Origin of the sequence: Maribellus luteus (assembly GCF_003576475.1) — a bacterium.
GTDB lineage: Bacteria > Bacteroidota > Bacteroidia > Bacteroidales > Prolixibacteraceae > Draconibacterium > Draconibacterium luteum.
Genome location: NZ_QWGR01000012.1, coordinates 65348 through 91054 on the forward strand (window position 1 = coordinate 65348; position 25707 = coordinate 91054).

Sequence of the window (25707 nt, forward strand, 5' to 3'; positions counted from 1 at the left end):
CCATGCAAAAACATATTTTACTATTTACAGTACTTTGTGCAGCGTTGCTTTCTGCCTGCGAAAAAACCATTGATTTTAAGGGTGATGGTACTGCTCCAATGATTGTTGTTAACGGGCTGGTAGTTCCCGGAAAACCTGTAGAGGTAAGCGTAACCAAAAGCCAGAGCTTTTTAGCGGATGCCTATCTTTTTGAAGTTTTAACCGATGCCAAAGTTGATTTGTATGTTGACGGAGAGTTTGCCGAAACACTGGACCTTGTGGAAGTTGAAAGCTCTGAAATTATCAGTCATTATTATCCTGATTATAGTGAATGGGCCTTTCGGGGGCAAACTATTGCCGAAAACGGGAAAACGTACCGTTTGGAGGTTGCCCGTGAAGGATTGCAATCCGTTAGTTGCGAAACTACTGTACCGGATGAAGTAGAGTTGCTAGCGGTTGATACAGCGACAGAATTAATCCCCGTAAATCATGGAACGCAGGAATTATGGGCGATAAAAATCAAATTTAACGATAACGCAGAGAACGAGAATTTTTACCGGGTACAGGTTGATCAGATTACCGGTGTGAACAAAAACCATTATCTGGGAGAAAAGGAAAATTCGGATACCATAATATTGGGAGAACAACTTGCATTGTATCTCGATTTGGTTGATCCGGTTTTTGGCAGTACTGATGAAGCGAATGAAATAGTTACCGGAACGCCCGACAATGAATATGCACTTTTTGACGATACGCAAATTGGCGGAAGAGAATATACCGTAAAAGTGGGGTTACCTCATAATTATAATCCTTATCGTCCATATCCTTTAGATGAAGACAACGGTAACTTTCTTGAACGAAAAATCGTTTTCTACGCCTTAAGCCCCGAATATTATGAATACCTAAAATCGGCTACCAATCATTTTTATTACGCTGATGATTATTTTTCTGAACCGGTGCCTGTTTACTCGAATGTTCGTGGAGGAATGGGGGTATTTGCAGCACTAGACTCGGTAAGTTGTTCCTTTATATCCGGAACTTACCCAATGGAAGGAAAGGTTTATGTAAAAGACTACAGGTACGGCGGTTATGGTTACGGATATTAAGGACTCGTGATAAATTGACTACTTCCCAAAAACATAGATGAGTGATAGCTGTTGCTGGTTGTCGAAGGTATCCCAGTCGGCCACATGCATGGAAATATTGAAGGTGCCGCGAACGTTTTTGTAATTGATAAAATACCAGATCAGGTCGGTACGCCAGTAGTTTTCTGCCCGGTAATAGCTGTCGCCCATCGCAAATTTATGACCTCCGCCCGCATTCAAAACCGATTTTACGCCAAAATTCCGGTAGCGTCCCTTAGCTTCGGCAAAAAAGCTGGTACTTGTGTCGTAGCCATCGGTAACACCGCGCTCGCGGTAGGTCGAATTTAATACACCGGCTTTAATATAGCCTGTAACGGTGGCTGTTTCTGCTGTTCGCAGTCCTGCCTGAACCGCAAAGCCCAGGTAGTCTTTAATGTGCAGGGGCGGGGTGTTGTGCAGGGTGTGCGCATTGTGAAACATCAGCATGTAATTCTGTAAAAACAGGTTTTTATGAAAGATTTCGCCCGAAAAGCCCGCCATAAATTGCTCGCGTTGGGTTTCGGTTTGACGACCCACCCAATCTACAAAGCCGTTTTGGTGCCCCCAATCCCACTTTACGTTTCCAAACAGGCCTTCCACGTTGGGGCGGTAATACAAAAGCGTGTCGCTCAACATGGCCAGCGGAAAGTCAATTTTATCACGGCGGGGAAAAGCTCCAAACACAAATTCTGTCCGGTCGTCGAGGTATTGGTAGTACAGGGTAAGTTTGGGTTTTTGCGCATCTATTTCGCTCCCAAATTCAAACAAGTGGCTTAACCCGCCGCGCAAACGGTGATTGTCCATCGAAACACCCAGTTCGAAGGCCCCCCTCGTTCCGATAATGGTTTGCGGGTTGGCATAAGGCTGCGTGAATTCGCGGTTGTCGCCAATTCCTTCAAAAAGAACCTGGTATTCAAAATCCTGGGCTTTTACAATTACGGCAAAAAGGAGCAAAATCAATGTTAGTGTCTTCTTCATACGATTGGTATTTCGTCTCAAAAATAGCAAATAGTTCAGAGGGATGTGGCCGGATATCGTTTTTACCTATGTTTTTTGATAAGCAAAATCACTACTGTCGGGTTAAATCAGTGAGACTCTGATTTCAGGAGTGATAGTGAACTGAAATTATGAAGTCGAACTGATCTCGTTATTCCTGAATGTTCCGCCCCGAAGGGGCTTATTTTTTCTCATCCAGAGAATTTTCTATAGATATTATCGCAACGCTGTTGCTCAAAAAAAAAAGCTGCGGAGCAGCATAATATTTATAGGCAGAGGGATATGAAAAACCGATAAGCTGCAGCGCAGCGAAATAAATTTAATTGTCGGATAGTTAGTTTTTCACCAGCAGCAATGAACCAGAATATTGAGCAGATAGTGCTATTTCGGACGAGCGCAAGTGGCTGCAACTTGCCGCAATTAATCATCTGCAATTTATCCGTTTTTCAATCTGACCATTTGGCTCTTAGTCACACAAAATATAATTGTCCCTTCGCGGGTTGATCACCATTACCGGTAATTTGCCGGCCTGTTTTATGATCTTTTTTTCAGGAAGGCCGATCAAATAGTCAAGCGGTGTAATGCTCGAACTCCCAAGCATTACAAACAGGTTACAGTCGGATACAAGGGCCATTTCGAGCGCTTCAAATACATTGCGTAAACTGGATCTGCCGCCTTTGTAAATTTTATGCACAATGCCAAATTCGCGGTAAAGTTTGGTGCTCAGCTTTACATTCCGGGCTACATTTGTTTTGCCTTCTTTTGACGAATCGTTGGCGGCAACCGCAACAATCTGGGCCTGGTTAAAACGTCCGAAATACGAACACCAAAGCGAGTTGTCGCTGTTTTCTTTGCGCAGGTCAAGGGTTTGAACAATCCTGTTATAATCTTCAATCGTAGATTCAGGGTGAATAAACAACCACGGGATGGAGCTTTCGGTCACCGAACCCGAATGTTTCCGGAACTTTTCCGAATTGGCTACAATGATAATGCCTTCGTGGTTTTCAGCCAGCACATCGGGTAGTCGGGATGTATTTTCAGAAAGGAGCAGCGTTGAAACTTTCATACCCGGGAGTTCCTGTTTTACCACCCGCGCATAATCACTTATTTTTTCGCGGTGTGCAGCCTGGTGGTTGCTTCTTTTCGGAGCGTTAAATGTGAGGCACAACTCCTTCTTAAAAATATAGGCAATTTTAAGGCTGTGCCGGATCAGTGCCTGATCGTTGGCATTTAACTCCAGCAAAGCGATAATTTTCTGTTCCTTGTGTTCCGGCATGCGGTTTTTGTTTCAAATGTAAAAATTTCGTGGTGCAGAAGCGGTAGATGTTGAAAAAAATCAGGAACCATTCAAGGGCTTTTACCTACTTTTATCGAATAAATCTGTAACTCGAATTCCTTTGAGCGAAGGGAAACGGTCAAAATTAAAACATTGAAAATGATTCATGAGAAACTGTTGAGACCCCGAAGTATTGTTGTGGTGGGAGCTTCAAACAATGTAACCAAACCGGGCGGTAAGGTCATAAAAAACCTGCTTGATCATCAATACAAAGGCGACCTGTTTGCCGTTAATCCCAAAGAAAACAGTATTCAGGGGATTCCTTCGTTTACAGATGTATCCGACTTGCCGGATATCGACCTGGCTATTTTGGCCATTCCTGCGCGGTTCTGCCTCGATGCCGTTACTGAACTTGCCGAAGAACACGATACCAAAGCCTTCATCATTATTTCTGCCGGTTTTGGTGAACAGGACGCCAAAGGCAAAGAGCTGGAAAAGCAGATTGTGGAGGTGGTGAATAAAAACGGGGCGTGTTTGATTGGCCCTAACTGTATTGGGGTGATGACGCCTTATCATGCGAGTGTATTTACCACGCCGGTTCCTCCGCTAACGCCCGAGGGCTGCGATTTTATTTCGGGTTCGGGAGCCACGGCGGTTTTTATTATCGAATCCGGTATTCCGAAAGGCCTTCGTTTTGCCAATATTTTCTCGGTGGGAAACAGTGCCCAAACCGGTGTGGAAGATGTGCTGGCTTATCTCGATGAAAATTACGAGGAAGGCGTAAGTTCGAAAGTGAAATTATTGTATGTCGAAAATATCAATGATCCCGATAAATTGTTGTTTCACGCCTCGTCGCTGATCAACAAAGGCTGCAAAATAGCGGCCATAAAAGCCGGTAGTTCCGATGCCGGAAGCCGGGCTGCTTCGTCGCACACGGGTGCACTGACCAGCTCCGATGCCGCTGTGGACGCGCTTTTCCGAAAAGCCGGGATTGTAAGGTGTTATGGCCGCGAGGAACTAACCACCGTGGCCAGTGTTTTTATGTGCAAACCGCTGACCGGCAGAAAACTGGCGATTGTTACACATGCCGGCGGACCGGGCGTAATGCTGACTGATGCGCTGGAGGACGGAGGTTTGAAAATTCCGGCCATTGAAGATTCGCCCACCAAAGACGCTTTGTTGCAGAAGCTTTTCCCGGGCTCTTCGGTCGAGAACCCCATCGACTTTCTGGCAACCGGAACCGCCGAACAGCTGGGCGAAATCATCGACGCCTGCGAAAATGACTTTGATGTGGACGGGATGGCCGTTATTTTTGGTAGCCCGGGTTTGTTTCCGATAGGTGATGTGTACGATTTGCTGTCTGAAAAAATGAAGGTTTGCCAAAAGCCGATCTATCCGATTTTGCCTTCCATCATTAATGTGAAAGAAGACGTGGCGCATTTTATTGCACGCGGTAACGTGAATTTTCCCGATGAAGTTTTGCTGGGGCGGGCACTCACCAAAGTGATGCACACTTCTCCTCCGGCTTTAGTTTCTGCTACAAATCCTTATGTTGATCCGGCCAAAGTCAGGGAAATAATTGCGCAAACACACAACGGCTACCAGGCGCCCGAAGTGATTCATAATTTGTTCGACCTGGCCGGAATTCCGCGCGTGAAAGAACTGGTGGCCACCAACGAAACCGAAGCAGTGCTGGCGGCCATGAATATTGGTTTCCCGGTGGTAATGAAAGTGGTTGGACCGGTGCATAAAACCGAAGTTGGAGGAGTGGTTTTAAACATCCGGAATGTGGGCGATGTGCGAAAAGAGTTTCATCATCTGGCCGGAATAGAGGGCGCAGAAGGAGTGTTGATTGCACAAATGGCATCGGGAATGGAACTTTTCCTGGGGGCTACTTACGAAGATACATTCGGGCACGTGATTCTTTGCGGTATGGGCGGAATTTATGTGGAAGTAATGAAAGATGTTGCTTCGGGGCTGGCGCCCTTAACACTTTCCGAAGCGCATTCGATGATCCGGAGTCTGAAGTCGTACAAATTGCTGAAAGGCTATCGGAAACAGCCGGGAATTGACATCGACCGTTATGCCGAAATTATTGTCCGCTTGTCGTGGTTGCTTCGGTATGCCACCGAAATCAAGGAAATCGACATCAATCCCTTACTCGGAAATGCCAGTGAGATTCTGGCGGTGGATGCACGTATTCGTGTTGAGAAATAAGAAGAAAAGCTATTTCAATAGAACTGTCAAAGTTCTCGCAAAGCAACAAAGTAGCACAAAGACCGCAAATTTAGACTTTGCGGTCTTTGTGTGAATTTCTTATTGATGAATTCCGGATTTTTACACCAGCTCAATTCCTACGGGGCAATGGTCCGAGCCCATAACCTGGTCGAGGATGAAGGCGTCTTTTACTTCGGGAAGGAAACTTTCGCTTACCAAAAAGTAATCGATTCTCCAGCCGATGTTCTTGCCACGTGCTCCGGCGCGGTAACTCCACCACGAATATTTATCGGTAACATCGGGGTAAAAATGCCGGAAAGTATCGGTCAGTCCGCCTTGTGTAAAACGGTCCATTCCGTCGATTTCTTCCTGCATGTAGCCGGCCGATTTGTTGTAGTTTTGTTTTGGGCGGGCCAGGTCAACAGCTTTGTGCGCCACGTTAAAATCGCCGCAAACAACTACCGGCTTTGTTTTCTCCAGGTTCTTCAGGTAATCAAAAAACGCTTTGTCCCAATCCTGCCGGTAATCCAGTCGTTTTAATTCGCTGCCCGAGTTGGGAACATAAACAGTTACCATATAGAATTTTTCGTATTCCAGGCAAAGAATTCTGCCTTCCTGGTCGTGATCGTCGATTCCCATATCGCGGGTTACGGCAATTGGTTCTGTTTTGCTCAAAATGGCTGTTCCTGAATAGCCTTTCTTTTCGGCCGAATTGGAATAAATGTGGTAATCGTTGATTCCGGCCAGGGTTTCAGCTACCTGGTCGTCTTGTGCTTTGGTTTCCTGAAGACACAATATGTCAGGATTCATAAGCCGGAGATCGTTGAAAAAGTTTTTCTGAGCTACGGCTCTGATGCCGTTTACATTCCAGGAGATAATCTTCATAGTGCTATTTCTAAAACAATGTTATTACAACAGAAAACATGAACGGATGTTGACTGCCGGTCGGTAAAAACAAATGTAAATAAATAAAAAAAGTTTTGAGGGTTTTACTGAATTTGTTCCTTCATTAAACCTTCTTTGTAACGGTAGGCAGCACTTTCGTAATAGGCTATTGTTAAATCAACCAGTTTTGTATCCTGATTCTTTAATTTGCTCATCTCCTTTTTATCGGCTAACCACGAATACTGATTCGCGTTCTTTTTGTCGGTAAGTTCGGTAAAAACAGCGCCCTTTAATAAGCCAACGGTGCGGTAGTTTCCAATCAGCGATCTTTCCTCTTCAGGGGTCATTTTCGCAATGTCTTTCCCGTAAAGCGATGTGCTGTAATCCCAGTTCAGATAGCCAAAGAGAGTGGGCATTACATCGATTTGCGAGCACAGCTTGTCCACTTTTTGAGGTGCCACATGGGGCAGGTTGTAGATCAGCGCCGGAATGTGGTGTTTATCCACCGTAATTTCCCATTTCCCTGCACTACTGGCGCAATGGTCGGCCACCAGCACAAAAACAGTGTTGTCAAACCACGGTTTGCTTTGGGCTTGTTTTATGAATTCTCCCAATGCGTAATCGGTATAAGTAACGGCTGCTTCGCGGGTTCCGTTGGGCAAATCAATTTTTCCTTCCGGAAATGAATAGGGACGATGGTTCGAAGTGGTCATCAGGAACGAGAAAGTCCGTTTCCCTTTCTCATAATTTTCATCGGCTACTTTCATCAATTTGTTGTACATATCGCCATCGCAAACTCCCCAGGCATTTTCAAAACTCACTTCGTCGTCCGCAATATTGTTACGGGTGGTTTCAATTTTATCTGACAGTAGATTTCCGCGGTTACGGTCGTAAATATTAAATCCCTGGCCTCCAAAAAAGCTGTTCATATTGTCGAAGTAGCCATCGCCGCCATAAAAAAAGTTGAGCTCGTAGTCTTTCTGCCTTAAAATACTAGCAATAGAACTCAGGTGCTGGTTGTTAAGCCTGCGCACAATGCTGTGACCGGGAGTGGGCGGTACACTCAGGACCAGGGCTTCCATTCCTCTGACAGTGCGTGTTCCGGTAGCGTACATTTCGGTAAACAAAACACTTTGCTGACTGATTTGGTCAATGTTGGGCGTAAGTTGCTTTTTATTTCCAAAAATCCCCAGGAAATCAGCACTCAAACTTTCCACACATACCAGTATTATGTTTGGTTCTTGTTCCTGACCACTTGAAAGTGTATTGCGTTCCAGACTGTAGGTATTGGCAGGCTCATCAAATGTCTGGTTGTCTTGTCGCAGTTCACTTTTAATGGTTTCAAATGATTCGTTTACCGGCCGTGTTTTGTAAAAACGATCGTAATCCAGTTCGTTGGACCGATAGGCTGCAAATAGCGAATAAACCCCGTTTTTCGACAATTCGTTGACATAGGTGTTGTCGCTAAACTCTGCCTGTTTGTTGGTGATAAATCCGGTGAAAAAAAGCGGAATAACCAGGAACAGGCTAAAGTAAGCCAGTCTTGCTTTAAACGCAGTTTGCCCCGAAAAGGCTGCCTTGATGGCTCCCAGTTTGTGAAACAAAAAGAACAGGGAAGCCGACAATAACACCAATCCGCTTATCAGCAAGGGAAGGGGATAAGACTGATTAATATTTTCCACCACTTCATAGGTATAAATGAGGTAGTCAACAGCGATAAAATTGTAACGAGTATTGAATTCTTCCCAAAAAGGAAATTCGCCCAGAAAGCCAAACAATGAAAGAAAAATGGTGAGGGATAAAATAAAATAAGTCAGCACTTTATCCGGTGTCGAGCCGACTAATTTCTGGGGAACAAACAGAACATACAAAATGTAAGGAAAAATAAAAAAGGAGGCGGTTCCCAGGTCAAAGAACAACCCGAAAGCATATATTTTCAGCAGGTTAACAAGCGAAAAGTCGATGTTGTGCACCGATAAAATGTAAAAGATACTTCGGGTGATAAATGAAATACTCAAATAAATGGCAATAAATGCAAAGCCAAGTGCATATCGGTTGTTTATCAGTGTTTTAATTTTATTTTCCCCCATCTTCGTTGTTTTAATTTTGTGTTTGTATTAGTTGGATCGTGTCCGAAATTTTTACATTCAGAATCGTGCCTGTCTTAACCAGCGGCTCTCCGTCGGTGTGGAAAAGAGAATACCGGGTGTCAACCTTGATCGTGTCGGTTTTGTAATACCGAATGTATTTGGAGTTTTTGCCTTTCCTTGAAAGCAATTTAAGGGCTATGAACGGTATCAATGCCTTGTGAAATTTCCGGATGAGCACAACATCGATCAACCCGTCGTGCGGATCGGCATTGGGAGCTATTACTGTGTTGTTGCCAAATTGCCTTGTGTTGGCAAAACAGATCATAAAATAGCTGCCTTCTTCGGTAGTATTATTAATGGTTAAAGAAGCATCTATTCCCTGATAGTTCCTAAACCCTTTGATGGTTTCAACGACATAGGTTAGCAGGCCTCGTTTTGAATTCTCTTCAAATTGTTTGGCAATAAAACTGTCGAAGCCAATACCGGCCACATTGCAGCAATAATTGTCGTTCACTTTTAGCACATCAATTTCGTGCGTATTGCCTTTTTTTATCCGGTCGATCGTGAAAGCAACATCCTTTCGGTAGCCCAGTTCGCGTGCAAACCCGTTTCCCGAACCATTGGGTAATACGGCAAATACAAGCTTCGATTTTACCGCGTAGTTAAGTACACTGTTTATGGTACCGTCTCCTCCGCAAATTACCAGTACCTTGTATTTTGGGTCGATGGTTTCCAGAAAGGTTTTCGTTTCTTCCTTGCTTCCGGTTATAAAATGGTCTATCGCATCATCGCACTGCTGAATGGCTTTGATAATTCTGAGATAATCCCCATTCCCGGATGACGGATTGATAAGAAATATAATTTGGTCAGAATTGAATGACATTTCCCTTGTCCCGAAAAATTTGCGCAAAGATGACAAAACTTTTTTTACAAAAACGATTCATCCCTTTTGAATTTGAATCAGATCATTAACGACTGATGCGGTAAATAGTTCAAATAAAAACCCGGACCAATGCCCGGGCTTTCTTTTTACAGTTTTCACTGTAGTCGTATTTCTCAAGTACGTAGTCTAAAACGAAAATCCGAGTTCCAGTTCCAGCTGATTCATCTCCACTTCAATGGTTTGCCCCTGAGCCATGGGATTGTCTCCTTTTACACTGCTGTTCATGGCATAGTTAACAGCGAAATGAATTTTGTTTCCTTTGCTGCCAACCGCTTTGGAAAGACCAAGGGCAAGCTGATTTTCAATTACTCCCGGGGCCAGAATGTTAAACAACACTTCCGATTCAGGAACAGGGTTCTTACCAAAAGAAGCTCCACACCTGAATTCCCATGTGTCCAGTCCGGCATAGTTCAGCCCCACTTTATAAACCATAATGTTTTCCCATCCAAAACCGGCACCTGCATCGCCACCCAAAGGACCTTGCATCAGGTTGGGAAGCATGGGGTTGCCAATCGATTTTACTTCGTTGTAATGAATGGCTTTCGCATCGGCTATCAAGGTCAGATCCGAGACAAATTCCCATGAAATACCGGCTGTCCAGCTCGACGGAATGTCGAAATCGCCTTGTTCGGCAAACAAACCGGCGTAGTCTTTAAATTCGCTCATGTACTCTTTCGACTGGTAAGTAAGACCGATGGCAAAGTTTTCGGTTAAATGTCCGAGGTAGCCAATTTTGAATCCATAACCAAATCCGTTGTCTTTACCGTTTCCTGACAGTGCGCTTGCATCCGATGAAAATCCGGCAAACGAAGCCAGGCCTTTTGCTTCAAAATACTGGTACGAAATAACTCCGGTTACACCAATGCTGTGTTTTTCTCCCAACTTATGAGAATAGGTAATGTTTCCAAATAACTGAGCCAGGTTAACACCTGTAGATTTGGATGACGGATCGCCAAAAGTCATTGTGGGATAATCGGTATTCATTCCACCGTTGCCAAACAATGCCGCTGAAATACTTGATTTCTCATTTAACATCCAGTTGGCACCTGCCGAAGGAAGTAAAAACAATTTACTGTCGCTTTTAATCGTTCCCGGAGCCAGGGGAAACATGGCATCTGCCGCAGGGCTTCCTCCAATTGTATATTGTCTGTTGGGGTTAAAAAAATCGATTCCAACCTGGTATTGTTGCCCCAGGAAAACGGTTGCAGCCGGGTTGCCGTTAATCAAAGATCCCTGGTAAAAGGCAACACCTGCTCCCGCAAAACCTTTGTTGATGGTTCCGTACCCGGTTGAAAAATAACCGTCGGTTGCAGAAGAATATAGTGCCACAAGCTGAAATACGAGAAGAAGGCTGAATAGCCTGTAAGTTGCTTTTTTCATAGTTAATTTATTATGGTTTTTCGGCTTGCTAAAGTAGAAAAAGAAGTCAAAAAGTTTTTTAATCAATCGGTTAAATTTATTGATATATGTCAATAGCTAGATAATATCACTAAAGAAGATTCCGTTAAATCTTTAATTACGGGCATTTGCTTTTATCTATAATCGTTCTGAATTGTGTAATTTTAGTGTTTAAAGAACAAAGCTTATCCTGTAACGGGTTTTTGAAGCAGATAAAAGTGTTCTTTTCCTTTAAGCCAGGAAGTAGCAGATAGACAGAAAAACATGAATTTCAACAGAGTGAATAATCAGAAGAACATGTTCCCCGTTCGCCAACGGAAATTGTAAGTAGCCTGGTTAAAAGGAGACAATAAACAGTTAGGATAAATGTAAAATTAGAAATATGGAAAATTCTCAGTTTTTAAATAAATCACGGAAGCAGATTCTTCGCGACAGGCGCGACATGATTCAGTTCATCAATCTGCAACTGGCTTCGCTCGGACAGCCGGTGTTTAACGACGACTCAGACTCGGATAAAAAATATGCCAACGCCAAGTTCCTGGGACTTACCGAAGGATTGATCAACAGCTTTCGTCAAAAATCGAGATTGCTGAGCGGGCATCTTTCTCCGGTTGATACCCGGATTCAGAATTTTATTGATGATTACCTGAAAGAGGTGGATTTCAATAAAAACAACCGTTTACCCAACGATACGCTGGTGCTGAACCAAAAGGGAATGGCGCGCGAGTTAAGTTTGCCGCCTGATGGCGAGGAATTCAAAAGCAGCCTTTTGAGCTCGTACCGTTTGAAACAGGGGATTCTGAACAACCCGGCGCACGACAAACGTACTACCAAAGGTACTTTTCACATTGTAAGAGGTGGCCTGCCTGTTCCGCTCGATAAGAAAGAAGTTCCAAAAATTACGTTCGCGCATTTGTTGCACGCAGCTTTGAACCCTTCGGACGAATTGAAGGTGCTGCCTTTTACTTCGAGCCAGGAAAAACAGGCGAAAGTAATGGTGTCGCTGTTGCTGCGCCCGGTGGTTTGTCCCGAAGTAAAAGGGGTGATCAGCCGGAAAAGCATGGAGATTCGTTTTTTTGCCCCGGGTAGCCTGGTGAGTAACCTCGACTTTGTGGAAACGATTTTTGGCAATGCCGGCGACCACAACCTGGCAGTAAACGATGCAGCTTTGGATGTGGAGCACTGGACCGGAACCACCGGTTGTATTATTCTGGCTCCGCAGCTTATCACACTGAAGAAGAAAGATGTGGGACTGCCGCATTACGACGATGCTTCGGCGCGCCAACGCCGGGAAGGCATGTGCTGGAAAGAGGAGAACGAACTTTACAACGACGGGGGAGCGTTTAAAATTACCTGCCGCGACGACCGCGGGGTGGTGATTACGCTGATTGCCGATAACTATTACGGATATTCCAAGAAGGAGATCAAAACACAGATCAGCTACTCGGCCAACCTTTTCGGCTTGGTGGAAGAAGAACATGCAGGTGGCGCCATTGCTTTCCCGCGTGGAAACATGAGCGACAGCGTGTTTGGAACTAATTTCACCAAAAAATTCGATCAGCCTTATTCGTTTGATGAGGTAAAAAAACTGCTGGCTGAGAGAATCGACCTGCAAAAGGGCAACTACGCCATTGATAAAAAATACCCCGATATTGTTTACATTCCGGAGAATGCGGATATAGAAGTGGAAAAAAGTTCGGTGAGTTGGAGCTACAAAAACCAGGATTACAGTTTAAAACTTTCTCCGGGAAAAGTATATGTGCATCCAACCGGGCATAAATTCCAGCTGGTAAAACACCCAACCCAGGCCCTGTGGCGCATTATCGACACAGCCCCTGAAGGAGTGTTCTGCCACAAGCCCAGCACGGTTTCGGGTGGCGGAAAATCCGAGATTTCCAAATCGATGCAAAATGCGATTAAATTTGGATCTTTCTACATCGATAACCTGGAGGAAGCTGAAGACAAAGTGGATGAAATCATCAACTATAACTATTCCAACCGCTGGGAAAATATTCGTCCGGATGCCGCACCTTCCAGATCTTTCCTCAGCAAGGAGCGGACCCTGGGATCGGCAGTGAAACTGCTTACCCCGTCGGATCAGTATAGCGACGAGTACAATCGTTTTCTGACTGAAATACCCGAACACGTGCGTACTTTAGCCTTCTTTGTAAAAAGGCATTACCGCGGAAACGAAGAACGGGATATTAAATGGCGCGAGTTGTTTAACGTAGAAATTGTGAACGGGCGCCCGGGCAATGTGTTGCGTTACAAACACAACCCCATTACCGCCAGTTACGTTCGCATTGGTTTTAATCCCGAAGGAAGATGGTACTTGCATAAACTGCGTTCCGACTTTGTTCCGTCGATGAAAATTCAGACCGAAGACGATATTTCGGCTACGATTACCGTTCCGGCCGGGCGGTTGAGTAACCTGAACAAGGAATATTCGAACCACAGTGTGAAACTGGTAGCCAACTGCGAAAGTTACCTGTTCCAGCGCCCGGATGAGGCGGTTATTCGGGGGTACGACAAAGAAGCCGAGCGGGAAATTGTGGACAACAATACTTTCCTGACCAACTACGAGCCGCTTACCCGTCAGAATGCACAGGAACTGATCGATAACGCCATCAGCTTTGAAAAATATACCGATCCGGTGAAGGAGTTTATTACATCGGTGGCCAACAGCGATAGCAGCCACTATTTTGTTACACCTTCTCATACGCGCATTGTGGATGGTGTACCCACCAACAACCCGCGTTACCTGCAACGGAATATTTTCAAGGAAGAAACACAGGATTCGTACCTGGCCGATATCGGCGTTCGTTTGTTCCGCAAGATTCAGCCGCAGGACCCGGTACATTGGCCGGTGAACGCTGTTTTGCCGGGGAGAAGAAACAATCCTGCTGATAAAGTTTCGGGTATCCGCCCGCTTGCCGTGTACAACCCGATTCACTATCAGGAGTTGCCCGAGTTGTTTATGGATTTTATCGCCAGCATTACCGGAAAGTCGCCTTCAACAACCGGCGCAGGTTTGGAAGGAGCCCTTACCAAGGGGCCGTTTAATATGCTGGTACCCACTACCGATTTGAACAACGCTTTGCTTTCCTATATTCTGACCGAATACAATGGTTTTAGCTCGGCTGCCGGTTACATTGGCACCGAAAACCGCTTCGACCACGACATCAGTATCCTGATCCCGGAGATTTGGGCACGTTTGGTACCCGAAGACCGCGATCCGAAGAAACTGATTGAGAATGGCTGTCTGGAAAAACTCGAAGATTTTGAGTACAACGGGAAAAAAGTGCTGGCCAGTCGTTTGGGCTACCGTATTACGCCAAATTTTGCTTTCCGCTGTATGAACCGTTTGTTCGACGAGCCGCTGGCAGTATTCAACGAGCGCATGCTGAAACCCGAATTACAGGGAATGGATGAATATGTAGACGGTATTAACAACATTACTGAAGCCATGCAGCGTGCAGCGCTTCCGTATTTCGAAGACGGAAGTGTGGACGCGGCTATTCCGCCGTTAAAAGTACTGTTGCATGTAATGGCCTACGGTAATTACGAAGGAAAGGATATGAACGATCCGGAACTGCGGAAGTTATTTGAGCGCGAAGAAGTGCTGAAAGCTGACTGGTACAAGGAGCGTTTGGCGCTAAAACAGCAAAAGGACGTGGCTTTCCACCGGTCGCAGATCGAATACCTGAAAGAATTTATTGCAGACGAGCAAAATGCACAGCTCGTAGACGAATTGAATGTTGCGGCACGCTTGAAGTATGCCGAGCAGATGCTGGCGCATGCCGAATCGGAACAATACCTTGCCGAGCTGGTGGGGACGATCGGTGCCGATCCGCTGTTTAGGAAATAGCAAGATTTTATTTAACGAATACAGAAAGGTTCCATTTGTCGGATGACAGATGGAACTTTTTCTTTTTAGGGGATGTGGTCTGTCCCTGATTTTTATGCGCTTAGCGGAAGGATGCCGCTAAGCGCTTATTTCTGCAGGTAATCAACCTCCTCCAATTCATTCTCCATTGATAACCTGCACGTGGTCAGGTAAACAAAACAGGGCAAAATCGGGTTATGTATTCCATTAAAACGTAACAGAAAAACCTTTTTATTATGAATGTAAGACGTATCTCCATCATTACGGGTGCCAGCTACCTGATCATATTTTTTGCCGCTATTTTTGCCAATTTCTTTGTGCTCGAATCGCTCAAACAAAACCCGCTGGAAACCATCGCGGAGCAAAACATGATGGTGCGCTGGGGGATCATGGCCTTTTTAATAACTGCTGTATTTGATGTGGTAGTGGCCTGGGGGCTTTTCGAATTGTACAGCAAACATCAGCTTACCCGCCTAAGCACTTATTTCAGGATACTCCACGCAGTACTTATGGGAGGCGCTGTTTTTTCGCTGGTACTTACGCTGAGTTCGGACTCTGCACCCGAGATCGCAAGCCATGTGGATACTTTCAACATCATCTGGCTGATCGGATTGTTTTTCTTTGGCGTTCATCTGATCCTGCTGTCTGCCATCATTCCGAAACCCAAATGGATCGCCTTTTTCCTGCTGGTATCCGGAATCATGTACATGGTGGATACCACCGCCCATTTTGTATTGCCCGAGTATGACCGTTTGGCCGGAATTTTCTTGGCTCTGGTAGCCGTTCCCAGTATTTTGGGTGAAATGGCGTTCACGGTTTGGTTGCTGGTAAAAGGGGGGAAGGAATGAAGTCGTGGTTGTGTTATGCAATAGGCATACCGGGTATAGGTTGTGGTTGGGTTTGCGCAGATTTAACAAGTCGAATCTTCAGTTTAGGTCGGATACTCAGACTCTCGTTTTATTGCACTCCACTAACTAAACCGTAATATCTGGTGATTTTTAAAAAACACATAAGAGCCCAGGCCTTATTGCAACAGAAATTCATCAACGTCAATAGTTCAGAACCCGAGCTAGAAAGAGGAAGCGCCTTGGCTACTTTTCCAGAGACATTGCATATATTCTTACAATGTTTCACGCTGTTCTTTGAAACAAAGAGAGATGCAATCTGTTGTAAGACTTGAATGTTAAACGAAGAACTTTAGTTTAATCCAATAAACAGATAGAAACACCCGGCCGGTGACTTTGCATTTCGTGTAAACGAGGTGGCTTTGAATCGGATAACAGAATTTCAGTGTGATTAAAATAACAGATGGTCCAATGAAGAAATCGACAGTAGAAGAAATCAAACAGCGTTTCGATAACGATGTGGAAAGGTTCTCAAACCTTGATACAGGACAGGTCTCGACCATAGATGCAAAAATTTCGTTGGAGCTTATTACAGAAGCTTCGAAGCGAATAGTGCCTAATGCCGAAAATTTATTGGACGTTGGTTGCGGCGGAGGAAACTATACCTTGATGATGCTCGAAAAAATGGCAAGGCTAAACTGTACCTTGGTTGATTTGAGTAAAACGATGCTCGACAAGGCATATGAAAGGGTGTTGCAGCAAACGGATAACGAAGTTACAATTCTGCAAGGCGATATACGGGATGTTGAGCTGCCCGAAAATCATTTTGATATTATTTTGGCCGGAGCCGTTTTACACCATTTGCGGGATGATAAAGACTGGGAAACAACTTTTGCAAAACTGTTTAAGGTACTCAAACCAGGTGGTTGCTTAATGATTTCGGACCTGATTGCTCAGGACACCGAAGTTCTGAATAACTATACATGGGAAAAATACGGCGATTATTTAGAGTCGGCGGGTGGAAAAGACTACCGGGAAAAGGTTTTGGACTATGTTGAGAAAGAAGACTCTCCGAGGTCAATGAACTATCAATTAGATCTTATGAAGCAAGTTGGATTCAGAAAGGTTGAAATTTTGCATAAAAACTTGTGCTTTGGTGCATTTGGCGGAATCAAGTAATGGTGTTACTTGACTCCTCAGACTGTGAATGGAAAGCCAATCGGTTGTTCGGTAAAATTTGCAATAACTAATTCGAGAGCATACAATGAAGCAAATACTTTTCCTTTTATTCCTATTATTTTCCGCGTGTTCCGTTCAAACAAAAGAAACGCAGCCCGGTAAAGAAGAAACCGTGGAAACAAAGTGTGATAAAATTAAGGTACTCAATATGGGTATTTTTCACTTTGGCTATACATCTGATGCACACAAAACCGAGTTTGATGAAGAGAGCAAAGAAGCCCAAAAAGAGGTGCGCGAAATTTCGGAGATGATCGCTAAATTCCGTCCAACCATCATTTGTGTGGAGAAACTTCCGGAGAAAAATGATGAACTGAATGCAGCTTACCGGGCGTTCCTGGAAAATCCTTCAGAGTTAAGCACCAAGGATGGAGAAATAAGCATGATTGCGTTTGACGTGGCGCGATTGAGCAAGGTTGAAAAACTTTATGGGATCGATCATCACATGGGCTACAATTACAGCCTTGGCGATTTTATCGAAAACAGCCCCGATTATACCAACTCGATTGACCCTGAAACGTATTTGCAGCTCACCAACGATCCGTTTAAGGATTATCCTGAAATGGCGGAACGCGAAAAAAATTACGACAAACTTTCGTTGCTGGAGAAATTAAAACTGATAAATGAGCCTTTGTACCTGGATTATTCAATCAATACCAACGCTGACAAATTGCTGTACGTAGGAATAGATGATGGATTTGAAGGAGCGGATAATGCCGCTTTGTTTTACCAACGAAACATGCGGATTTATTCGAACCTGAACCGGATACCCATGACAAAGGAAGACCGGGTGTTTATCCTGATGGGAGCTGCTCATACCGCTTTTCTGCGGGAGTTTATAAAAAGGAGTCCCAAGTTCGAGATGGCTAATACCCTGGACTATCTGAAATAGCAGCGGCAATTATACTGGCTGCAATCTTCGCCTCAGCCTTCGCCTCCGCCTTGTTCTTGTTTCCCGCTTTTTCTAATACCCCGCCGCCTGTCCGTCTTTTCGCGATTCGGAAGCGCCGTAATACACCTGGTTTTTGCTGTCCCATAGAATGGCCTGGTAGCCGCCGTAAGGGCCAAAGTCGAAACCAATTTTATGGCCCATCTGCATCAGTGTTCGAATGGTTTCGTAAGGAATGCCGCTTTCGAGTGTTAGCTGCCCGCCGTCGGTCATCTGTTCTCCTCCCGTCGGATCGCTCGAGCCCGTGTGCTGGATGCGTGGTGCGTCGCCGGCTTCCTGTATGTTCATCCCAAAATCGATGATGTTGCAAATGATCTGTACATGGCCCTGCGGTTGCATGTCGCCGCCCATTACTCCAAAACTCAGGAAAGGCTCGCCGTCTTTTGTGACAAAAGCCGGAATAATGGTGTGAAACGGCCGTTTGTGTGGTTCGTAAACATTCATATGCCCTTCTTCGAGCGAAAACAACTCACCGCGGTCCTGTAATATAAAACCGAGTTTACCGGGTGTCATACCCGAGCCCATTCCGCGGAAGTTACTTTGGATGAGCGAAACCATGTTTCCTTCTTCGTCGGCAGTGGTCAGGTAAATGGTATTTCCATGTTCCATGCCCCACGCGGGATAGCTGCGTGCAGCCCGCTTCGGATTGATCATGGAAGCCTGTTTCTTTCCGTATGCATCCGAGATCAGCTCTTCTACGGGCAGGTCGTTGAAATCGGGATCGGAGTAATATTGGGCACGGTCTTCAAATGCCAGTTTTTTGGCTTCTACAAAATAGTGGATGTACTCAGGCGAACCAAAGCCCATCGAAGGCACATCGAAGTTTTTCAGGATGTTGAGCATTTCCAGTGCGGCAGTTCCCTGTCCGTTGGGCGGGAGTTCCCACACATCGTAACCGCGGTAATTCACCGAAATCGGTTCCACCCATTCCGAACGGTGGTCTTCAAAATCTCTCATGCTGAGAAAACCACCCTGTTCACGAATATAACTTACAATCTTTTGCGCGATTTCACCTTTATAGAACTCATCGCGGCCTTTTTCTGCAAGCAACTTCAGCGTATTGGCGAGGTACGGATTTTTAAAAATTTCACCTTTCTCTGGCGCTTTGCCATCGGGCATGAAAATTTCTTCAAACCCGGGATATTTTTTCAGGCTCTGCGCATTCCGGCCCCAGTAATAGGCAATCAACTCACTTAATGGAAATCCGTTTTCAGCATATGAAATGGCTGGATTCAGTACTTCTTTCATAGGTAGTTTGCCAAATTTGTTGTGGAGCTCGAACCAGCCGTCCACACAGCCGGGCACCGAAACCGGCAATGGCCCCAACGCCGGTATTTTCGTGTAGCCGTTTTCCTTGAAATAGTCAAGCGTCAGGTCGTAGGGCGAGCGGCCACTGGCATTTAATCCGTAAAGTTTTTTTGTCTTGGCATCCCACACAATCGCAAAAAGATCGCCACCCATTCCGTTGCCAGTGGGTTCTACTAGTCCGAGAACTGCGTTGGCTGCAATGGCTGCATCAATGGCATTTCCGCCAGCTTTTAGTATGTCGAGCGCTGCCTGTGTCGCCAGTGGCTGACTGGTACAGGCCATTCCATGTTGGGCAATTACTTCGCTGCGGGTAGCGAATGTTTTGCCGGTGATCCGGTCTTGTGAATAGGAAATATGAGAAAGGATAAGGCCCGTAAGAATCAGTAAATATTTTTTCATAGGATAGAATTTTATAATTCACGTGGATCAATAAAAGTAGAAAAAATCTGGCAGCCATTTCTTGTTAATTCGACCGAAACTTTGAACTTTGAGCATTGAACACTTAACTATCGTATGGAACGTTTTCTCTCGCAATGTGCGCAATACATATACAAAAAGCATTCTGAAGAATTAAAGGAGGTTTGTGTGGTTTTTCCGAACCGCCGGTCGGGTGTGTTTTTTACTGCCTATCTTCAGAAGTGTATCGAAACTCCGGTAATTGCACCAAAAGTAATTACGGTGAACGAGTGGATGGGTACGTACTCTGAATGGCACACCGGCGACAAGTTGCAATTGATTTCGCTCTTGTATGATGTGTTTTGCAAACACACGAAAACCACCGAAACCTTTGATGAATTCTATTTCTGGGGCGAAATTCTGCTGTCGGATTTTAACGACATCGACCGCTACCTGGTAAACGCCAAAGATCTGTTTACCAACATTTCGGACCTGAAAGAAATTGAATCGATTTTTGACTATCTCACGCCCGAGCAGAAAAAGGCGCTGGAGCATTTTTGGGGAAGTATGGCCGTGGCAGATAAAAAAGGTTTTAAGGAAAAATACATTTCTATATGGGATAAGTTGTACCCGGTGTATGCCGGTTTTAAACAGGAATTGCAGAAACAGCAGCTGGCTTTTCCCGGAATGATCGACCGGAGAGTGGTGGAGCGTTTAAAAGAGGAAACACTTGAATTCCCGTTCCAAAAATATTACATCGTTGGATTGAATGCCCTGAACAAATGTGAGATCGAGTTTTTTTCATATTTGCAAAAACAAGGAAGGGCTGCTTTTTTGTGGGATTACGACGATGCTTATTTAAAGGATGAAAACAACGAAGCCGGATTTTTTATGCGCGAAAACCTACGACGATTTCCGGCGCCCGAAGATTTTGAGCTAAATCCGGAGTTGTTCAATCATCGCAAAAATATGAAACTGGTAGCTGTTTCTTCGGTATACGGACAGTCGCAGCAAATTCCAAATTTTCTGAAAGAAACTACCAACGATTACCGTCCGGTTTTTGACAACACTGCTGTGGTGCTGGCCGATGAATCGCTGTTGTTTTCGGCCCTCGGAGCTATTCCTGACGAAATAGGGAAGGTAAACATTACCATGGGCTACCCGGTGCGGAATTCGGTAGTGTATGGTTTTCTGATGCTCCTGGTTGCCCTGTTAAAGAACAAACGAAAAGGGGAGAAGGGATTTTCGGCTTATCATCGTTATGTCACCGATATTCTGAACCACCAGTTGTTGTGCGAGACTGAGCCTGCCAAAGCAAAGGCTTTTGTTGCCGATCTGAAGCTCAGGAACCGGATTACACTGGAGCTGGCGGGTATTGATTTTTCACCTTTGCACAAAGAGATATTTTCCCTGCCCAATAAGACCAGCGAATACAGCCCTTATTTTTTGGGGGTATTGGGAATGTTTTATCAGCAATTTAAAAAGGCTGAAAATGCAGATTCAATGCTGCTCGAGTTGATTTATTCGATCTATCAGGCCATTGAAAAGCTGGGTGCAGTGGTGAAAAGTACCCTCGAAAATCAACAGCGCGAAATCAGCGAAGCAGTTTACTTTCGGCTTTTCTCGCAGTATCTGGGGCAGGTTTCGGTTTCGTTTGAAGGAGAGCCGCTGAGTGGGCTTCAGGTAATGGGAATTCTGGAAACCCGCTGTCTTGATTTTGAAAACCTGATTATACTTGGGTTGAACGAAAACAAATGGCCGAGAAAATTTACGGCTCCTTCGTTTATCCCTTTCAATATTCGCCTTGGTTTTGGCTTGCCCGGCATCGACGAACAGGATGCGATGTATGCCTATTATTTCTACCGGCTGGTGCAACGCGCGAAGAATGTAACGGCCACCTATAGCGTGGTAAAAGAAGGGATTAATACGGGAGAACTCAGTCGTTACGGATATCAGCTCCAATACGATACGGTACATAAACCCGAAATGCTAAACCTCGATTTTGCTTTTGCCAACGATCCGGTGGAAGGCATTCAGATGGAAAGCTCGTCCGAAATTGCGCAACGTTTGTTGGATAAGAATACAGAGGATCATCCGCTTTCGCCAAGTGCGATCAACACCTATTTGAATTGCCGGTTAAAGTTCTATTTCCGCTATGTAGCTGGCCTGCCCGAGCCTGATGAGGTGAAGGAAGAAATTGACGGGGTGGTTTTTGGGAACATTTTTCATGATACCATGGAGGCTTTGTATGCGCCGTTTGTCGGAAAGGTGATAGATAAACCGGATCTGGACCGGATTCTGGCTGACAAGGTAAATCTTAACAATGAAATTACGCGCCAAATCGCTATTCACTACCTGAAATTAAAAGAGCCACTGAAGGGACCGGTGAAACTGGAAGGCGCCACTTTGCTGATTTTCGAAAATATAAAGACCTATTTGCGGCAGTTAATAAAGCGCGACAAGGAAATTGCTCCGTTTACGATTATCAGCCTTGAAACCAAATATAAGCGAACTCTTCAGGTGCAGGGAAGGCCGGTTTGGGTAGGTGGAACCATCGACCGGGTAGACCAGCTCAAGGGTAAATACCGGGTGATCGATTACAAAACCGGGAAAGTGGAAAACCTGGTTTTAAACGATGTGAACGAGCTTTTTGAACGCGATGCAAAAGAACCTAAAAAAACAATTCTTCAGGCTTTGGTTTACGTGTGGGGGCTGGAAGGAAATGGAGCTGATAAGGAAGTCTATCCGGCCATATACGGTTTGCATAAGATTTTCGAAGAGAACTTTTCTCCTGATATTACCTTGAAAAAGGACAAAGCGGTAGTTACTTTTGATGAATTGAGAGAGGAGTTTGAAGAGCAGTTGCAGGATCTTGTTACAGAAATTTATTCGGAAAAGAACGTATTTTACCAAACAGAGCACGCCGATAAATGCAAATATTGTCCGTATAACGGTATCTGCCGGCGGCATTAACCCTTAGCATATAGCATTAAGAAGCATAAATGATTGAAATTAGATTGAAAACAGATGGATGAGGATTGATACAATCCCTTCAATCTCTTCAATCTGAATCAAGATAAAATACCTTGCATCAAAAAGGTAAAAGTGAATTAAAAGGTTCTAGGTCAGGTTGGCGAGGTATTCCAATACCGGGAGCGTTCGAATATAGGCTTCTTCATTGCTTTCCTCTTCGTCGAGCTCGAGTGTGATGGTTGGAATGTTTCTTTCCACGCCGCAATAGGTTCCAAAAGAGCCGGGAGTAGGGTAGCCAATATCACCTAAAACCGGATAGCCACAGAGTTCCGAAATCTTTTCGGCAATTTCCCGAGCCGGACCATCGTAGTTTACCACTTTAAAAGGAGCATGGATGGTCATAATCACATCAGGTTTGATGCGTTCAAGGATTTGAACCATGTAGCGCGTTTCCTCTTCGCTGGCCGCGCTTTCTCCAGAGAAATATTCGTTTTGCTCGGTTTTTTCCCAGTTTTTAGTCGGGTAATTCCGGTTTAGGTCCACTTTGTTGATGTTCTGGCGGGTATTGAGGCTCTTTCCCGAATGATTCAAACAAGGAATAAAATAAAGCGCATTCTTAATTTCACTAAAATCGCCTTCTTCTAAATAGCGGTTGATAATGTATTCTCCCTGTTGTTCGTCGCCGTGGAAAACACCGATAATCAGAATTTTCTTTGATGGAAGGCTTTCCGTTGATCGTTCAATACATTCGATTTCCGGATAGGTATTTGCGTCCATGTTTGCGTGCTGTTTATTCACCTAAATATTTTTTGTACAGATCGGGTCGCAGTTTTTTGGTTCGCTCCACTGCCTGCTCGTGTTTCCAGTCATCCACCAGCTGATCGTTTCCGCTTAGCAGAATTTCGGGCACTTTCATTCCCTTGTATTCGGCCGGGCGGGTATAAATGGGAGGACTCAGCAAATAATCTTGGAAAGAATCGGTGAGGGCAGAGGTTTCGTCCGAAAGTACGCCGGGAATCAGGCGAACAACGCTGTCGGTGATAATTGCCGCTGCCAGTTCGCCGCCGGTCAGCACATAGTCACCTACCGAAATTTCTTTGGTAACATAGGTATCCCGGATACGCTGGTCAATTCCTTTGTAGTGCCCGCAAAGGATGATAATGTTTTCGTAAAGCGAGAGAGAATTGGCTTCGCGCTGGTCAAACAGCTTCCCGTCGGGAGTGGTAAAAATGATCTCGTCGTATTCGCGTTGTGCCTTCAGTGTTTCAATTGCCTTTTCTATGGGTTGAATGGCCATTACCATTCCGGCACCTTTCCCAAACGAATAATCATCTACCCGGCGGTGTTTATCCTCGGAGTAATCCCGCAGGTTGTGCAGGTGTATTTCAGCCAGTCCTTTTTCCTGAGCCCTTTTGATGATGGAATGGCTGAAGGGGCTTTCCAGAATTTCAGGCAAAACGGTTATAATGTCGATACGCATTTTTCAAATTTTGCCCAAAGGTAAAAATAAATTCAGCGTCTCAATCGCTTAATAGATACATCCAGAAAACTAGATAATATGTCAATGAGTCATTTGTTTTTACTTAAAGATGACTATGTGTCATTTGTTTTTTGATGATTTTGTCGGATTTGACTTGAAAATTGGCTTTGGAATAAGAGTTGATTTAAATAGGGCAGATTCGGTTATCGAACGGAAAACAAAAAAATAATTTAAAGAATAGGAGAGTAAGTCATGAATTTAGTAAGATTTCAAAACCCACGTTACAGCACAAACAGAGTATTGGTTGACGAGTTGTTCAATAATTTTTTCAAAAACGATTACCACGAAAACTATGTGAAAAATTGTGCTTCACCAGCTACCAACGTTTTTGAAACGGAAAAAGAATTCAAAATTGAAATTCAGTTACCGGGCTTCTCAAAAGAAGATTTGCAACTGAACTATCAGAATAACCTCTTATCCATTAAAGTGGAGAAGAAGGAAGAACAAGAAACAAAGGAAGAGTATAAATACGCACACCGCGAATTCGGAGTTTACAATTTCGAGAAACAGTACCGTGTGCCCAAATCGGTTGATGCTGAAAAGATTGCGGCACGTTTCGAGAACGGAATTTTAGTAATTGGACTTCCAAAAAAGGAAGAAGCGCTGGAAAAAGCTCCGATCGAAATTAAGATTTCATAATTGGTTTATTTGGGATAGGTTGATTTAAGTAGGCCCGTTCATCATCGATGAACGGGTTTTTTGTTTTAAACCCGTAAACAATTACTTGGAATACTTAGCTGCATACTTATTTCATACTTCATACTTAAGTGTTATATTTACGCTTAAGTTGGCTGGCAACCGACATGGATGAATAAAACTGAACTGTTATGAATGCTCACTACCTGCTGATTTCTGTTATCTTAGGAAGCAAAACGGAAGCGTTTTTCAGAGCGGTTGCGGAATGCAACGGACAGGAAATAAAAAGGAGTTGATATGCTTGAAAAGTTAAAAGAAGAAGTGTTTCAGGCAAATCTAGATCTGGTGAAGTACGGATTGGTGATTTTTACCTGGGGAAATGCAAGCGGAATCAGCCGTGAAAATGGCTTGGTCGTGATCAAACCGAGTGGCATTTCGTACGAAAAAATGAGACCCAAAGATATGGTCGTCCTTAATTTGTATGGCAAGGTGATAGAGGGAAAATTCAAAGCTTCGAGCGATGCTCCGACGCACCTGGTACTTTATCGTCAGTTTGGGAATATTGGCGGGGTAGTGCACACGCATTCCGAATGGGCTACCAGCTGGGCACAGGCCGGGAAAGACATTCCGGCGATTGGAACAACGCATGCCGATTATTTTGACGGGGAAATTCCCTGCACTCGCAAAATGAGAAAAGAAGAAATTGAAAAAGAATATGAACTGGAAACCGGGAAAGTGATTGTTGAACGTTTCAAAGGGCTTAATCCCGATTCCATTCCGGGAGTGTTGGTGAATAATCACGGGCCTTTCTCCTGGGGGGCCGATGTGCACAACGCAGTTCATAATGCGGTAGTAATGGAAGAGGTCGCGAAAATGGCTTTCCGTAGTTTTGTTCTTAACCCGGAAACTACCATGGATCAGGTATTGCTCGATAAACATTTTCTTCGCAAGCACGGAAAAGATGCTTATTACGGACAATGACTGAGACTTCAATTAAAACACAAAAAATCAATAATAAAATCAAATTAAA

The 25707-nt window shown here is 44.5% G+C and carries 18 protein-coding genes; 9 read left to right on the top strand and 9 right to left on the bottom strand.

Translation table 11 applies throughout. The annotated features are described in order from the left end of the window. Positions 1 to 2: 2 nt before the first annotated feature. Complete coding sequence (locus D1614_RS17550; RefSeq protein ID WP_119439277.1) at positions 3 to 1085, top strand: DUF4249 domain-containing protein; 1083 nt, start codon at positions 3 to 5, stop codon at positions 1083 to 1085. Positions 1086 to 1103: 18 nt separating this feature from the next. Here the strand turns inward: D1614_RS17550 and D1614_RS17555 are convergent, their stop codons facing one another. Continuing rightward, the gene (locus D1614_RS17555; protein WP_119439278.1) at positions 1104 to 2081 is read right to left on the bottom strand and encodes a lipid A deacylase; all 978 of its coding nucleotides are present in this window, start codon (positions 2079 to 2081) and stop codon (positions 1104 to 1106) included. A 484-nt stretch (positions 2082 to 2565) separates the two neighbouring features. Continuing rightward, a complete protein-coding gene (locus D1614_RS17560; protein ID WP_119439279.1) occupies positions 2566 to 3375 on the bottom strand; it encodes a hypothetical protein in 810 nt (269 codons plus the stop codon). A 159-nt stretch (positions 3376 to 3534) separates the two neighbouring features. Here D1614_RS17560 and D1614_RS17565 point away from each other — a divergent pair, with 159 nt between their 5' ends. Beyond that, the gene (locus tag D1614_RS17565) at positions 3535 to 5592 is read left to right on the top strand and encodes an acetate--CoA ligase family protein (protein WP_119439337.1); all 2058 of its coding nucleotides are present in this window, start codon (positions 3535 to 3537) and stop codon (positions 5590 to 5592) included. Between the two features lie 120 nt (positions 5593 to 5712). On the opposite strand, the gene D1614_RS17570 is transcribed toward D1614_RS17565, so the two are convergent. The 4 genes from D1614_RS17570 to D1614_RS17585 form a co-directional block, all read right to left on the bottom strand. Next, entirely contained in the window at positions 5713 to 6477 is a 765-nt protein-coding gene (locus tag D1614_RS17570; protein WP_119439280.1) for an exodeoxyribonuclease III, read from the bottom strand. Positions 6478 to 6581: 104 nt separating this feature from the next. Further along, positions 6582 to 8567, bottom strand: a complete 1986-nt coding sequence (locus tag D1614_RS17575) for an LTA synthase family protein (protein ID WP_119439281.1) — start codon at positions 8565 to 8567, stop codon at positions 6582 to 6584. A 10-nt stretch (positions 8568 to 8577) separates the two neighbouring features. Further along, on the bottom strand, positions 8578 to 9450 hold the full coding sequence (locus tag D1614_RS17580; RefSeq protein ID WP_119439282.1) for a diacylglycerol/lipid kinase family protein: 873 nt from the start codon (positions 9448 to 9450) through the stop codon (positions 8578 to 8580). Positions 9451 to 9636: 186 nt separating this feature from the next. Further along, positions 9637 to 10890: an OmpP1/FadL family transporter gene (locus D1614_RS17585; RefSeq protein WP_119439283.1), complete on the bottom strand. Its 1254-nt coding sequence runs from the start codon at positions 10888 to 10890 to the stop codon at positions 9637 to 9639. Between the two features lie 400 nt (positions 10891 to 11290). Here D1614_RS17585 and D1614_RS17590 point away from each other — a divergent pair, with 400 nt between their 5' ends. The 4 genes from D1614_RS17590 (at position 11291) to D1614_RS17605 (ending at position 17767) form a co-directional block, all read left to right on the top strand. Further along, positions 11291 to 14776, top strand: coding sequence for a PPi-type phosphoenolpyruvate carboxykinase family protein (locus D1614_RS17590; RefSeq protein ID WP_119439284.1), 3486 nt, complete (start codon positions 11291 to 11293; stop codon positions 14774 to 14776). A gap of 254 nt (positions 14777 to 15030) precedes the next feature. Further along, positions 15031 to 15642 carry a DUF4386 domain-containing protein gene (locus D1614_RS17595; RefSeq protein ID WP_119439285.1) on the top strand — a complete coding sequence of 204 codons (612 nt, stop codon included), beginning with the start codon at positions 15031 to 15033 and terminating at the stop codon, positions 15640 to 15642. A 468-nt stretch (positions 15643 to 16110) separates the two neighbouring features. Further along, positions 16111 to 16818, top strand: coding sequence for a class I SAM-dependent methyltransferase (locus D1614_RS17600; RefSeq protein WP_119439286.1), 708 nt, complete (start codon positions 16111 to 16113; stop codon positions 16816 to 16818). 172 nt (positions 16819 to 16990) lie between these two features. Then, positions 16991 to 17767, top strand: a complete 777-nt coding sequence (locus D1614_RS17605) for a DUF5694 domain-containing protein (RefSeq protein ID WP_147384308.1) — start codon at positions 16991 to 16993, stop codon at positions 17765 to 17767. A 72-nt stretch (positions 17768 to 17839) separates the two neighbouring features. On the opposite strand, the gene ggt is transcribed toward D1614_RS17605, so the two are convergent. Further along, the gene (gene ggt, locus D1614_RS17610; protein ID WP_119439288.1) at positions 17840 to 19531 is read right to left on the bottom strand and encodes a gamma-glutamyltransferase; all 1692 of its coding nucleotides are present in this window, start codon (positions 19529 to 19531) and stop codon (positions 17840 to 17842) included. A 114-nt stretch (positions 19532 to 19645) separates the two neighbouring features. On the opposite strand from ggt, the gene D1614_RS17615 reads away from it, so the two are divergent. Next, positions 19646 to 22501, top strand: coding sequence for a PD-(D/E)XK nuclease family protein (locus tag D1614_RS17615; protein ID WP_119439289.1), 2856 nt, complete (start codon positions 19646 to 19648; stop codon positions 22499 to 22501). 147 nt (positions 22502 to 22648) lie between these two features. Here the strand turns inward: D1614_RS17615 and D1614_RS17620 are convergent, their stop codons facing one another. Together D1614_RS17620 and trmD are read right to left on the bottom strand one after the other, a co-directional pair. Next, on the bottom strand, positions 22649 to 23299 hold the full coding sequence (locus D1614_RS17620; RefSeq protein WP_147384310.1) for a M14 family zinc carboxypeptidase: 651 nt from the start codon (positions 23297 to 23299) through the stop codon (positions 22649 to 22651). Continuing rightward, a complete protein-coding gene (trmD, locus tag D1614_RS17625; protein WP_119439291.1) occupies positions 23292 to 23981 on the bottom strand; it encodes a tRNA (guanosine(37)-N1)-methyltransferase TrmD in 690 nt (229 codons plus the stop codon). Before trmD ends, D1614_RS17620 begins: the two co-directional genes overlap by 8 nt. A 252-nt stretch (positions 23982 to 24233) precedes the next feature. Between trmD and D1614_RS17630 the strand changes: the two genes are divergently transcribed. Both D1614_RS17630 and D1614_RS17635 read left to right on the top strand, forming a co-directional pair. After that, positions 24234 to 24680 carry an Hsp20/alpha crystallin family protein gene (locus D1614_RS17630; protein ID WP_119439292.1) on the top strand — a complete coding sequence of 149 codons (447 nt, stop codon included), beginning with the start codon at positions 24234 to 24236 and terminating at the stop codon, positions 24678 to 24680. 294 nt (positions 24681 to 24974) lie between these two features. Then, positions 24975 to 25658, top strand: a complete 684-nt coding sequence (locus D1614_RS17635; protein ID WP_119439293.1) for an L-ribulose-5-phosphate 4-epimerase — start codon at positions 24975 to 24977, stop codon at positions 25656 to 25658. The last annotated feature ends 49 nt before the right edge of the window (positions 25659 to 25707 follow it).

What these genes read in the sequence shown, in the direction of transcription:
- D1614_RS17585 (WP_119439283.1), bottom strand. Translation starts at nt 10,890, where the DNA reads ATGAAAAAAGCAACTTACAGGCTATTCAGCCTTCTTCTCGTATTTCAG.
- D1614_RS17555 (WP_119439278.1), bottom strand. Translation starts at nt 2,081, where the DNA reads ATGAAGAAGACACTAACATTGATTTTGCTCCTTTTTGCCGTAATTGTA.
- D1614_RS17630 (WP_119439292.1), top strand. Translation starts at nt 24,234, where the DNA reads ATGAATTTAGTAAGATTTCAAAACCCACGTTACAGCACAAACAGAGTA.
- D1614_RS17565 (WP_119439337.1), top strand. Translation starts at nt 3,535, where the DNA reads ATGATTCATGAGAAACTGTTGAGACCCCGAAGTATTGTTGTGGTGGGA.
- D1614_RS17570 (WP_119439280.1), bottom strand. Translation starts at nt 6,477, where the DNA reads ATGAAGATTATCTCCTGGAATGTAAACGGCATCAGAGCCGTAGCTCAG.
- trmD (WP_119439291.1), bottom strand. Translation starts at nt 23,981, where the DNA reads ATGCGTATCGACATTATAACCGTTTTGCCTGAAATTCTGGAAAGCCCC.
- D1614_RS17635 (WP_119439293.1), top strand. Translation starts at nt 24,975, where the DNA reads ATGCTTGAAAAGTTAAAAGAAGAAGTGTTTCAGGCAAATCTAGATCTG.
- ggt (WP_119439288.1), bottom strand. Translation starts at nt 19,531, where the DNA reads ATGAAAAAATATTTACTGATTCTTACGGGCCTTATCCTTTCTCATATT.
- D1614_RS17580 (WP_119439282.1), bottom strand. Translation starts at nt 9,450, where the DNA reads ATGTCATTCAATTCTGACCAAATTATATTTCTTATCAATCCGTCATCC.
- D1614_RS17575 (WP_119439281.1), bottom strand. Translation starts at nt 8,567, where the DNA reads ATGGGGGAAAATAAAATTAAAACACTGATAAACAACCGATATGCACTT.
- D1614_RS17595 (WP_119439285.1), top strand. Translation starts at nt 15,031, where the DNA reads ATGAATGTAAGACGTATCTCCATCATTACGGGTGCCAGCTACCTGATC.
- D1614_RS17560 (WP_119439279.1), bottom strand. Translation starts at nt 3,375, where the DNA reads ATGCCGGAACACAAGGAACAGAAAATTATCGCTTTGCTGGAGTTAAAT.
- D1614_RS17615 (WP_119439289.1), top strand. Translation starts at nt 19,646, where the DNA reads ATGGAACGTTTTCTCTCGCAATGTGCGCAATACATATACAAAAAGCAT.
- D1614_RS17590 (WP_119439284.1), top strand. Translation starts at nt 11,291, where the DNA reads ATGGAAAATTCTCAGTTTTTAAATAAATCACGGAAGCAGATTCTTCGC.
- D1614_RS17600 (WP_119439286.1), top strand. Translation starts at nt 16,111, where the DNA reads ATGAAGAAATCGACAGTAGAAGAAATCAAACAGCGTTTCGATAACGAT.
- D1614_RS17550 (WP_119439277.1), top strand. Translation starts at nt 3, where the DNA reads ATGCAAAAACATATTTTACTATTTACAGTACTTTGTGCAGCGTTGCTT.